At 55.7% G+C, this 12,540-nt stretch carries 8 protein-coding genes and 1 pseudogene; 5 read left to right on the plus strand and 4 right to left on the minus strand.

Translation table 11 applies throughout. The features are described from left to right. Nucleotides 1-5 precede the first annotated feature (5 nt). Nucleotides 6-197, plus strand: a pseudogene (locus OGV80_RS20590) (transcriptional regulator); the annotation flags it as partial. A 3-nt stretch (nucleotides 198-200) separates the two neighbouring features. Here OGV80_RS20590 and OGV80_RS20595 read toward each other — a convergent pair. Next, nucleotides 201-1,394 carry an ROK family transcriptional regulator gene (locus OGV80_RS20595; RefSeq protein WP_047409478.1) on the minus strand — a complete coding sequence of 398 codons (1,194 nt, stop codon included), beginning with the start codon at nucleotides 1,392-1,394 and terminating at the stop codon, nucleotides 201-203. A gap of 114 nt (nucleotides 1,395-1,508) precedes the next feature. On the opposite strand from OGV80_RS20595, the gene OGV80_RS20600 reads away from it, so the two are divergent. The 4 genes from OGV80_RS20600 (at nucleotide 1,509) to OGV80_RS20615 (ending at nucleotide 8,366) form a co-directional block, all read left to right on the plus strand. After that, a complete protein-coding gene (locus tag OGV80_RS20600) occupies nucleotides 1,509-4,775 on the plus strand; it encodes a DUF5107 domain-containing protein (RefSeq protein WP_286515660.1) in 3,267 nt (1,088 codons plus the stop codon). A gap of 72 nt (nucleotides 4,776-4,847) precedes the next feature. Further along, the gene (locus OGV80_RS20605) at nucleotides 4,848-6,287 is read left to right on the plus strand and encodes a sugar porter family MFS transporter (protein ID WP_075145820.1); all 1,440 of its coding nucleotides are present in this window, start codon (nucleotides 4,848-4,850) and stop codon (nucleotides 6,285-6,287) included. Beyond that, entirely contained in the window at nucleotides 6,287-7,129 is an 843-nt protein-coding gene (locus tag OGV80_RS20610) for an aldose 1-epimerase (protein WP_286515661.1), read from the plus strand. Before OGV80_RS20605 ends, OGV80_RS20610 begins: the two co-directional genes overlap by 1 nt. Nucleotides 7,130-7,217: 88 nt before the next feature. Further along, a complete protein-coding gene (locus OGV80_RS20615) occupies nucleotides 7,218-8,366 on the plus strand; it encodes a 3-phenylpropionate MFS transporter (RefSeq protein WP_043017203.1) in 1,149 nt (382 codons plus the stop codon). On the opposite strand, the gene csiE is transcribed toward OGV80_RS20615, so the two are convergent. From csiE to OGV80_RS20630, 3 genes are all read right to left on the minus strand, one after another. Further along, entirely contained in the window at nucleotides 8,361-9,638 is a 1,278-nt protein-coding gene (csiE, locus tag OGV80_RS20620) for a stationary phase inducible protein CsiE (RefSeq protein WP_047409489.1), read from the minus strand. The two genes, OGV80_RS20615 and csiE, sit on opposite strands and share 6 nt — an antisense overlap. 650 nt (nucleotides 9,639-10,288) lie before the next feature. Continuing rightward, nucleotides 10,289-10,891 (minus strand): KpsF/GutQ family sugar-phosphate isomerase, encoded by a 603-nt coding sequence (locus tag OGV80_RS20625; RefSeq protein ID WP_213733272.1) that lies wholly within the window; start codon nucleotides 10,889-10,891, stop codon nucleotides 10,289-10,291. Continuing rightward, nucleotides 10,888-12,525, minus strand: coding sequence for an FGGY-family carbohydrate kinase (locus tag OGV80_RS20630; RefSeq protein WP_286515663.1), 1,638 nt, complete (start codon nucleotides 12,523-12,525; stop codon nucleotides 10,888-10,890). The genes OGV80_RS20625 and OGV80_RS20630 overlap by 4 nt, the downstream gene beginning before the upstream one ends. Nucleotides 12,526-12,540: the final 15 nt, after the last annotated feature.

A 12,540-nucleotide genomic window follows, 5' to 3' on the forward strand; every position in this document is an offset into this window, starting at 1 on the left:
GGTCTGGGTTGGAGGGGACTTTGATACCCGGTTATATGAATAATTTTAATACCGGACAGGTGGTTTTTCGCCCTGGTGTGGGCGATGTCCCGACCATTGCCCTGCTGATGGCGTGGAAAAAAGGGCCAATCAAACCGGCATTGACCGATTTGATCGCCACGGTACATGAACGTTTAGCGGTGAGCCTGACGGAGTAATGGCTATAGCTCGCTAAGCTGTGACTCGACATACAGATAGCCAATCCCCATTAGTTGCTGGGCGCGGTTAAGCTGACCGAAGCTTATCTGAGTCGCTCTGGCACGCGGGTTATCGCCGTGATCGAACGGGTTAAACCCGGTTTGCTGCACCAGCGTATTGAGCCAGCTATCGCCAAACGCGCAGCTACGGCCATACAACCATATTTGATTAATGTTCAGTATATTCAAAAAGTTATATAAACTCAGCCCGATGGCGCTAGCGGCATGTTCGGCCCAGGCCTGAATGCGTACATCACCGTTCTGCCAGGCAGCAATAAGCTGGTCGGTGGTGAGCGTTTCCGGGTCGTAAAGGGATGACGGCTGCGATTTCATCCACACGCGGGCCTGTTTTTTCAATGCGCTCAAGGACGCCACCGTTTCCAGACAGCCATAACGGCCACAGTCACAGGCGACCCCATCGGGATGAATGATGGTATGCCCAATCTGACCGCTGCCGTACAGACTGCCGCGCCAGATGTTATCGTTAATCACAAACGATGAACCAATACCGTAATCAACGTTAATCACGCAAAAATCACCATTAGCCGCCGGGTTTTGCCATTTTTCCGCCAGTGCCAGCATTACGCAGTCATTGTCCAGCCGGACCTGTACGCCGAGCATCTCCTCCAGCAGATACTTTATCTCCACCGGTGTTTTCCACGGGGCCTGAGGCATGGTTTTTGATGCGCCGGTTATCGGATCAACCTGACCGTGAACGCCAAGCGCCAGATTAATCGTGACATCAGGAAATTGTCGACGGTATTCCCGCCAGTGCGCCGCCAATGCTGTCAGCAGCGCTTTTGGCGACTCGGGGTTGATGACTTCATGCTGCCAGTCACCGACGGCAACCAGCCGCGCGTCCGCCAGTTGACTGGTGATGCTGGTGGGGGTGACGTTGATACACAGCGTCCAGGCGCCTTTTTCTGGCAAATGATAACTGCCGCTGCTCAAACCACGCTGGCTTAAGGTTTCTCGCGAATGGCTGATTCTCCCTTCATCCATCAGCTCTTCGAGGATATTGCTAACCGCCGGGATCGACAGGCCGGTGAGCTGCGCCAGCTGTGACTTGCTGAGCTGCTTTTCCCGCCACAGATGTGACAGAAAAATCTGTTTATTCGCCTGACGTACCCTGGCGTTGTTGAACCCCGAACGCTGCATTTACTTAACTCCCTTAACTATATTGCGTGAGCATTGCGCATTTTAACGCCACTTAACTGCCGCAGAATAGCATCAAGTTGAATTTTTACTTTTGTTTATTGAGTGGAGAGCGGCATGTACGGTTCAGTTAAAGTCTGGCAGGAAACGATCACCCTCCCAACGTGGACGGCGGGTGAAGAAGATGCCAACCCAATGTTTCTGGAAAAACGGGTTTATCAGGGATCTTCTGGGGCGGTTTATCCCTACGGCGTGATTGATACGCTGACCGGCAAACGTGAAATGCGCGACTATCAGGCGGTGTGGATGGAGAATGACTTTATTCGCATCATGCTGCTGCCGGAATTAGGCGGACGCATTCATCGCGCGTATGACAAAGTGCAGCAGCGCGACTTCGTCTACTACAACGAAGTGGTGAAACCCGCGCTGGTTGGTCTGCTTGGGCCGTGGATCTCCGGCGGTATTGAGTTTAACTGGCCGCAACATCATCGCCCAACCACCTTTATGCCGGTGGATTTTACGCAGCAGCAGGGGGAGCAGGGCGAATACACCGTGTGGATGGGCGAGGTAGAGCCTATGCGCGGTTTACAGGTCATGACCGGATTCACGCTGTATCCGGATCGCGCGTTGATCGAGATAACCGGGAAGGTATTTAACGGTAACGCTACCCCGCGCCACTTCTTATGGTGGGCGAACCCGGCGGTGAAGGGCGGCGACGATCACCAGAGCGTGTTCCCACCGGATGTGACGGCGGTATTCGACCACGGTAAGCGCGATGTCTCTGCATTTCCCATCGCCACCGGCACCTACTACAAAGTAGACTACTCGGCTGGCGTGGATATCTCGCGCTACAAAAACGTACCCGTGCCGACCTCCTATATGGCTGAAAAATCAGATTATGATTTTGTTGGCGCCTGGCATCACGGCGAGCGCGGTGGGTTGCTGCATGTGGCCGATCACCATGTTTCGCCGGGGAAAAAACAGTGGACCTGGGGGTATGGCGACTTTGGCGTCGCCTGGGATCGTAATCTCACCGATGACAACGGTCCGTATATCGAACTGATGACCGGGGTCTTTACCGATAACCAACCGGACTTCACCTGGCTTGCGCCTTACGAAGAGAAAGTCTTCGTGCAAAACTTCCTGCCTTACAGCGAGCTGGGAATGGTGCAAAACGCCAGCACGCAGTTGGCGCTTCGTCTGGTGCGTGAGCCTGGACAGCTTTCAGTGGGCGTTTATGCGATTGCGCCGTTACGCGATGTTCAGGTTACGCTTGCCGCACACGGGCAGCCGTTCTATGAAAATACCCTCACCCTTGAGCCGGGGCAGAGCTGGTTGGCTGAGGTGTCAGACAATGGCGATGCCCGGGTGACGATGACCGTCACTGGCGCTGATGGCGCTACGCTTTTGCAGTATGAAGAGCACATTGCGCAAGAGTTACCGCTGCCTTCGGCGGCCGTCGCGCCAGCGCTGCCAGAAGCGCTTTCCAATACCGATGAGCTCTATTTTATTGGTCAGCATCTTGAGCAATATAACCATGCCAGCCGCTATGCTGAAGATTATTATCGTCGCGCGCTGGACGTTGATCCGCTGGATTACCGCAATAATGTGGCCCTGGGGACGCTGGCGCTAAACCGCGCTGACTGGGCGTTGGCGGCGCATTGTGCGGGCAAGGCGCTGGAACGGGCGCATAAGCTCAATAAAAACCCGCGTGATGGCGAGGCGAGCATGCTACTGGCCGCCGCACAGGAACGTCAGGGCGACGATGACAGCGCCTGGGATAATTATTATAAGGCCAGTTGGAGCGGCAACTGTCGGGATGCGGCTTTCTGGTCGTTAGCGCGTCTGGCGATGAAGCGCCAGGACTACGCTGGCGCGTTGGAAAAGGTCGAGCAGAGCCTGCGATTTAACGGCAGTAACAACCTGGCAATGGGGCTGAAAGCGCTGGCGCTGGCGAAGCTTGATCGCAATGCGCAAGCTCTGGACTACATTCGCCAGCAGCTGGTTGATTATCCGCTGAGCTATACCCTGCACTATGCGCGCTGGGCCATTTGCCAGGATGAGGCAACAGCGCTTGCGTTGATCTCGATTACCGGGCGGCGCGGTACCAATGCGTGTGAACTGGCAGGCTGGCTGACCTCTTTGGGGCAAAAAGATGCTGCCCGAGGCGTGCTGGAACTGCTCGACAGCCAGGAAACGCTGCCGATGCTGTGGCGTGCCTCGCTGAGCGACAATCCACAACCGTTCATCGAACGTGCCCGTGAATGCCTGCAAAACCGCGTACGTTTCCCCAACACGCTGGATGAAGTGCAGATGCTGCAAAACCTCGAAAAGAGCGCTTTTGCCCGCTATTTACTCGGCTGTTTCTGGTACAGCAAACGGCGCTATGCCGAAGCGGTTTCCTGCTGGCAGTTTACGCTTGCGCAGGAAGCGGATTTCGCGCCGGTGCACCGTTTACTGGGGATCTATGCCTGGAACAAGCTGCACGATGCGCAGCAGGCGATGCAGTATCTGTCGCAGGCCGTGGCGCTGGAGCCTCACAATGCCCGTTTCTTGTTTGAACTCGACTATCTCAAGAAGCTGATGGCGCAACCCGCTGAGCAGCGTCTGCAGCGGCTGGAAGCCAGCAAAGAGATTGTCTTCCATCGTGACGACCTGACGGTAGAACTGCTCAGTCTGTGGAATGGATTGGGGCGCTACGACGATGCTGCGGCAGTTTTACGTGAGCGCGAGTTCCATCCGTGGGAAGGCGGTGAAGGTAAAGCCACCGGGCAATATTTGCTGAATCAGATGCATCGCGCACTGGCTGCCGTTCAGTCTGGTGACCTGCAAACCGCCATCGCGCAGTTGCAACAAGCGTTGCATTACCCGCAAAACCTTGGAGAGGGGCGTTTACCCGGACAAACGGATAATGACATCTGGTATTTGCTGGGGCATTGCGCGCAACTGCAGGGGCATTTCGAGGAATCCCAGCGCTACTTCTCCCGCGCGACGCGCGGGGGTAGCTCACTGGATGCCGGACGTTACTACAACGACCAGCCTGTGGACTATCTCTTCTGGCAGGGGATGGCGCAGAGAAAACTTGGCGATAACGCAGAGGCGGACGCGCTGTTCAATAGCTTCCTGCAATGGGTAGAGTCGCATCGCGACAACGTCCCGGATGTCGATTTCTTTGCCGTCTCGCTACCCGATCTGGTGGTGCTGGATACCTCAGCACAAGCAAAACACCAGCAACACTGCCTGTTTATCAATGCGCTCGGGCATCTGGGGTTGGGAAATAGTGCCGCTTGTCAGCGCGAACTTGACGCACTCCTGCAACGCAATCCGGCGCATGACAAGGCATTGCTGCTGCGTCACGCCATTAACGTAAGGCTTTTCCAGTAACACCCGAAACGGGTGGGGCCAACCTCACCCGAAACCTACTGTCCCCTGCGTTTCCCTGAAAGAGGAATCATAATGAATAACGCGCAGACACATTTAAAGATTGGTTACGTCTGGACTATCTGCCTGGTTGCGGCCTGCGGTGGTTTACTGTTTGGCTATGACTGGGTGGTGATCGGCGGGGCAAAACCCTTCTATGAAGCTTATTTCTCGATTACCGATCCGGCGCAATCGGGCTGGGCGATGAGTTCGGCTTTGGTCGGTTGTATCTTTGGCGCGTTGATTTCAGGTTGGTGCGCCGATAAGTTTGGCCGAAAGATGCCGCTGATTCTCTCGGCGATCCTCTTTAGCGCCTCCGCCTGGGGAACCGCCGTCGCCAGTAATTTCGACATGTTTATTGTTTACCGCATCGTTGGCGGCGTGGGGATCGGTCTGGCGTCCGCACTAAGCCCGCTGTATATCGCCGAGGTTAGCCCGGCTGAAAAACGTGGTCGCTTCGTTGCCGTTAACCAGCTCACCATCGTCATTGGCGTACTGGCGGCGCAGCTTATCAACCTGATGATTGCCGAACCTGTCGCCACAGGCGCTACGCAGCAGGCGATTGTGGAAAGCTGGAACGGTCAGACGGGCTGGCGCTGGATGTTTGGCGCTGAATTAGTGCCCGCGGTAATTTTCCTGGTGCTGATGTTTTTTGTCCCTGAATCGCCGCGCTGGCTGGTGAAAGCGGGCAAAGTCGATCGTGCGCGTGCCATGCTCCAGCGCATTGGTTCGGCGCAATATGCCGGGCAAACGCTGAAAGAGATTGAACATACGCTGCAAAAAGATAATCACAAGGTCGCGTGGTCAACGCTGTTACATCCGCAGATCAAACCGATCGTGATTATTGGCATGGTGCTGGCAGTGTTCCAGCAGTGGTGTGGGATCAACGTTATTTTCAACTATGCGCAGGAGATCTTCGCCTCTGCCGGATTTGATATTAACGGTACGTTAAAATCTATCGTGGCGACAGGGATCATCAACCTGGTCTTTACCCTGGCCGCTCTGCCGTTAGTGGACAAAATTGGTCGTCGTAAACTGATGTTGTTCGGTGCGTCAGGATTAACGGTTATCTATATACTGATTGCCGGGGCGTACGGGTTGGGCATTATGGGCTGGCCGGTTCTGGTTTTGGTGCTGGCGGCGATCGCTATTTATGCCCTGACGCTGGCCCCGGTGACCTGGGTGCTGCTGTCTGAAATTTTCCCTAACCGCGTCCGTGGGCTGGCAATGTCGTTGGGTACGCTGGCGCTGTGGATTGCCTGCTTCCTGCTGACCTATACCTTCCCGCTGCTCAATGCGAGTCTGGGCGCGTCGGGAAGCTTCCTGCTGTACGGTGTGATTTGTGCGATGGGCTTTATCTATGTTCTGCGTAATGTACCGGAAACCAAAGGCGTGACGCTGGAAGCGCTGGAAGAACAGCTGGCGGCGCGGCATACGAAGGTTGGCGCATCAACCCAACAACGAAGCGCCCGCTAATGGAGAGGCTTCTGACGCTACAAAACGCACATCTGCAGATGTGCGTAGACTCGCAGGGTGCTTCGCTGTTAAGTCTGGTTTCGTTACAACATCAACAGGCAATTTTACGCGAAGGTCATGGTCAGCAGCCCGGTGACTGTGGCCTGTTCCCGATGCTGCCGGTCGCGAATCGGGTGGCGGGAAATCGTTTTATGCTGCGCGGTGAAGAGATCGTATTACCTCAACATGGCGCAGACGACACCTTTTTCCTGCACGGTGACGGCTGGCTGCAACGCTGGCAGGTTATCACCGTCACCCAAAGCGGTTGTCTGCTGCAGTTGCGCAGTTGGCATCCCTGCGGTTATGACTATACGGCACAGCTTTGCTATCAACTGGAAACCTCGAGCCTGCACGCCTCGTTGACGCTCACCCACTGCGGTGAGCGGCCAATGATTTATGGCTGTGGGTTCCATCCGTTTTTCGCCTTTGATAAGCACAGCATGGCGCAGTTTTCCAGCAGCGGCTACTGGCCGGAGGGTGAACAGCATCTGCCGCTGGAATGGCAACGAGATATCCCGTCAGCGGCGGATTTCATGCATGCGCAATACGGTGAGGATAGCTGGCTAAACGTCGGCTATTCAGGCTGGAGTGGGCGGGCCGTTATTCAGCGAGATGTGATGAGAGTCACGATTTTAGCGCAAACTCCGTGGTTGATGCTGTTCAGAATGTCGGGTGAGGAGTTCCTGTGCCTGGAGCCGCAAACGCATCCGGTGAATGCCCACAACATGCAGGGGCAGCCGGGATTGCAGGTTTTAGCGCAGGGAGAACGCTGCCATTTTGCGATGCAAATTTGCGTTGAATAGGGCAAAAATCATGTTATCTGCCTGTTAATGCTCTCTTGCGCCAGCCTGCGTTTGTCGCCAGACTATCGCCTCCAAACGGGAGGGATTCATGGCTTTGCATTCCACGCGCTGGCTGGCGCTCGGTTATTTCACCTACTTCTTTAGCTACGGTATCTTTCTGCCTTTCTGGAGCGTCTGGCTCGAAGGGTTGGGGCTGACGCCGGAAACCATCGGTTTACTGCTCGGAGCGGGGCTGATTGCCCGTTTTCTCGGTAGTTTGCTGATTGCGCCGCGCGTGAGCGATCCCTCCCGGCTGATCTCAGCTTTACGTATTCTGGCTCTGTTGACGCTGGTGTTTGCGCTGGCCTTCTGGGCGGGAACCAACGTGGCATGGCTGATGGTGGTGATGGTCGGCTTCAACCTGTTTTTCTCACCGCTGGTACCGCTGACTGACGCGCTGGCCAACACCTGGCAAAAACAGATAACCATGGACTACGGTCGGGTGCGACTATGGGGATCCGTGGCCTTTGTGATCGGCTCCGCGCTGACCGGCAAACTGGTGAGCCTGTTCGACTATCGGGTGATCCTGGTCCTGCTATCGCTTGGCGCCGCCTCGATGCTGCTGGGCATGATGATTCGCCCGAGCGTGCAGCCAGCGGGTGAAAACCGTCAGCAGGAGAGCGCTGGATGGCCTGCCTGGCGCGCGCTGATAACCCAAAGCTGGCGTTTTCTTGCCTGCGTGAGTTTGTTGCAAGGCGCGCATGCCGCTTATTACGGTTTTAGCGCCATCTACTGGCAGTCTGCCGGATACTCCGCTTCGGCGGTGGGCTATTTATGGTCATTAGGCGTGGTGGCGGAAGTGATTATTTTCGCGCTCAGCCACAAGCTGTTCCGCCGCTTCAGCGCTCGCGATCTGCTGCTGCTTTCCGCCGTTTGCGGCGTGGCGCGTTGGGGATTGATGGGCTGGAGCACCGATCTGCCGTGGCTTATCGTGGTGCAAATCCTCCATTGTGGAACCTTTACTGTCTGCCACCTGGCGGCAATGCGCTATATCGCGGCACGCCAGGGGAGCGAAGTGATTCGTTTGCAGGCGGTGTATTCCGCGGTGGCGATGGGCGGCAGTATCGCCATCATGACCGTATTCGCGGGTTATTTGTACCAGAATCTGGGCAGCGGCGTGTTCTGGGTGATGGCGCTGGTGGCGCTCCCGGCAATCGTTCTGCGCCCGAAAGTAGTGGCGCAGCCTGCGACGTTATGACTCGAGGATTTTGCGGATCTGCTGCTGCTGATGCGGCGTAAGCGCCAGATCCGCATGAATCAATGGGGGTGAAAACAGCGGCAGCGGCGTGGTGTACGGCGTAATAATCAGCGTTACACCGCGCGGCGAACCCTCTTTTTGAAAGTCCTGCATCGGCATATGTTTTACGTTGAGCGGCAGCAGCGTCAGTTCGCGCAGCTGTTGCTCTATATGCGCTTCAAGTTGTTCGTTACTACCGGTCAGCAGGATAATCTGCTTTTCGTGCAAATCCTTTTCCTGCATCAGCCAGGCGCCGAAAATAACGGCGACCAGGCCGATCTCTTCTTCTGAAAACTGGACATCGTATTCCGCTTCGAAGCCGTGTATCGCCTCGCGGGTAGTTCGAACTAACCGGGGATAAAGTCGGCTGAACTCCTCCGGCAACGTGTTATCAATGCCGATAGCAAACATGCTGCGGTTAAGTGCCTGAGCAAGATGAATATACAGCTGATCGTTCAGCCCTTGCTCATCGCTGAAGCGCACATTGCCGTATTCGCGAAAACGCAGCACCAGCCGTGCAATAGCAAGGCGCAGGCGGCGATCCTGCTGGTGATTATCGCGAATCGGATCGGGGATGCGGATCATTGAGAACAACAAAGCCATAAACAGCGATTCGCCCAGCGGCGCACTCTGCATGACGTGACGTTGCCAGTGACGGGCAATCTCCTCAGCCAGAGCGTACTCCGCGCAGGATTGCGCCCAGCGCTGCTGGAGCGGATTAAACTCCGGCGTGTTCCCCGCATTATGCTGCAGCAGGCAATATTGTAAATACAGGCGCAGGAACTGGATGTCACGGCACTCAAACGGCTTCTGCAAGCGGCGGGAACACAGATTAATGAGCGCATGCAGATTGGTGTCGTCATACAGCGTACGTGCGATACCTTGTTGTTTTAGCGCCATTTTTAAAGTGGGCGTGAAATGCTGAGCGATAAAAGTTGGGCAGATCCGCAGGCCGCGGCGCAGCCACTGCAACAGACACAGACGCTGATTTAGCGGGGTCCCTTCGATCGCATAGCCGCCATTGAGCGCGGTGGTAATGGCGAGTCGATGATAGCGCTGGATTTCAAGCCCTGCGCCAATAATATCTTCCTGAACAGTGGCATCATCCACGCCGTTGAGGCTGCTGAAGGTTTGCGCAGTCGCGATTTGTCCCGGCAGGAAAAGGGTCAGCAGCACCTGGCAACGGCGCTGGGGAACGGAAAGTACAGATGGTGGAGCAAGCGTTGACATCATCTGTAGGGCCTCCCGTGAGTATGTTTGATAAGAATAGCTAAAGTTTGCTCATAGATTTTGAGAATGGAATGCTTTCCACCAGGAATGCTGGAGAGCGTCACAGAATTTTTAACGTGCGGAACAGATAGCGGTAGTGGAACGCAGCGCGTTAATCCGCTTTTTCACTGTTTTATCTTTTGTTTAGATATAAAAAAACCGGCATTTTGCGCAATGACGTTATGTTAACGCTTCAGCATCAACATAGGTTGGCGGAGCATAATGAATATGCTTTTTTAGAGAAAGGTTCCGTTCACCTCATGTTCATCGCTTTTCTGTACACTGAACGCCAGTGAACGTGTTAAGGGTGCTATCGCCGCACCCTTAACAATCCCGGCTCCCGGCGGGAAAATTGCCGCTCCGCGGTGCCCTCCGCTTATTCCTCCAGGCTACCGGGCCGGGCGCGATGTAACGTCCCTGTAAAGCTCGCCCTGAGCCAGCATCCATGCTGGCTCTCCCGGCCTTACGGAAACACGTCGGCAATTTTCAGCCGGACCAGCCACGCCGGACCATCTGTATTTTTATTTGAACATGTTTGAACAGCAAAAAGGATATAGCTGAAAGTCAGAGCGCTGAGGTGAACGGAACCCTGAGCCGGAATTACATGTTCTCCATCACGCCTGCCCACGGCTAAGCGTTAATCCCACATCGCCGCCGGGATGCACCGCCAGCAGCGTCTCCTTTGAGTAACCGCTTTCGCTCATCAGGCAGGCGCAGGCGGCGTCAAAGATAGCCAGCACCAGTAAAATTGAGGTGGTGGCTAACATGTTCAGCGGGTCGGCCTCACGCTGGACGCCGGTGGAAATCACCAGCCTCGACGCGTTGGCAATGGCTGAATCGGCGTTTTCAGTCACGCTCAGGATTGGCACATTTCTCGCTGCCAGCCCGGGCAGCAGCCGGGTGAGTTCGTCTGAATTCCCCCCGCGCGACAGCATAATGACCAGGTCGTCGGTGCGTAAAAAACCGAGATCGCCATGCGCCGCGTCCGTCGCGTTGAGGTAAATCGCGGGACGTTCCACGCACGCAAGCATATGCGCGACTTTACGCGCCGCAATGCCGGAGGTACCGACGCCAGTGACGACGATTTTGCCCCGGCAACCGCGCAGCTCCGCCATCAGCGACTGCCAGACTGGTTCAGTCAGATGCTGCCCCAGACCCGCCAGGGCATCGCTATAGAGCTGAAATACGCCAGTGGCCTGGGACCAGGAGTTACTCATGCGTCCTCCTGCATCAACTGGCGGTATTTCATATGATCCTGATACATCTCGTGGAATACCCGATATTTGCGATCGTAGTACTGCTTAATGCGATTAGTCTGCGGGGTAACCGTTTTACCAATCCGGCTCATCGCTGACATCGCTTCCGGGAAGGTATCGAATACGCCCGCGGCGATAGTTCCCATCATGGCTCCACCCAGCAGCATGGCTTCACTCTCTTCAGGCAGTAACATCGCGCAGCCGGTGGCGTTGGCATGTTCCTGAACGAAGATCGGGTTTTTCGTCCCGCCGCCGCTGGCCATAATCGTATCGATGGTGTAGCCGCTTTGATTCATCGTTTCAATGATATGACGGGTTCCGAGCGCAATAGCCTGGATGGTCGCAAGATACTGTAGGGCCATATCCTCCGGCGTACGCGACAGCTTCAGTCCGGTGATTGCTCCCGTGAGCGTTGGGTTGGCGCGCGGTGAACGGTTGCCGTGGAAATAGGGCAGGATGTGCATGTCGCGGGTTAAAAATGCGATATCTTCCGGCTCACCGGCCATTTTACGCAGCAGCACATTCAGTACTTCATAAATGGTCTGTCCCTGAGACTTAGCTTGCGCCAGCAAAGTTTCGTAGCAAGGATGCGACTGTATAACGTGGTCGATTAACGCCCCGGTAGCCGACTGCCCGCCTTCGTTGAGCCAGTATTCCGGCAGCACCGCTGAGTAGTAAGGACCCCAGACGCCGCCGATAAAACGCGGCTCTTTGGAAATCGCCATGTGTCCGGTGGAAGTGCCGCCAATCAGCGCGACACGACGGTCAAAATCCGCCACCTCGCCGGAAACGCCGCTTGCCCCGAGCGTGCCGAGCGTACCGGCGTGGGCATCGATGATCGAAACGCTGACTGCGGTCCCCGGAATCAGCCCCATTTCGCTGGCGGCGCGTGCTGACAGCCCGTGACCGAGCGGTTCGCCCATGGTTCTCACGTAGCGACCAATTTTGGCCGCATCGTGCTCCAGCAGATCTTCCAGACCAATCTGGCGGAAATAGCTGGCATCCCATTTGTCTTCATGGCCCATATAGGTCCATTTACACACCGTCGAGCACAGTGAACGCGTGTCATCGCCCGTTGCGCGCCAGGTCAGGAAATCGGGCAGGTCAAAATAGTAGCCCGCATTAGCCCAGGTATTGGGCATATGCTGCTTCAGCCACAGCAGCTTGGGCGTTTGCATTTCTGGGGAGATAATACCGCCAACGTAGTCCAGCACGCGATGATGCATGGCGTTGATGCGTTCGGCCTGGGTAATGGCGCGGTGATCCATCCACACTATGATGTTCTGTTCGCTGCGCCCGGACGGACTGATGGTCAGCGGCTTGCCTTCTTTATCCAGCACCACCAGTGAACAGGTCGCGTCAAAGCCCAGACCTTTCACCTGGATTGGGTTGATATCTGACTGGTTAATCGCATCGCGAACCGCGTTACACACCGCCTGCCAGATGTTATCGGAAGACTGCTCAACAAAATCGGCCTGCGGACGGTAAATCTCGATGGCCCGACTGGCCTGACCGACCATTCTGCCGTTGAGATCAAACACGCCAGCACGGGCGCTTCCGGTTCCGACATCCACACCAATAAAGTAACTTGCCATAATTTATTCTCCTGA

Source organism: Citrobacter sp. Ce119 (genome assembly GCF_030334525.1).
Classification (GTDB): Bacteria; Pseudomonadota; Gammaproteobacteria; order Enterobacterales; family Enterobacteriaceae; genus Citrobacter; species Citrobacter europaeus.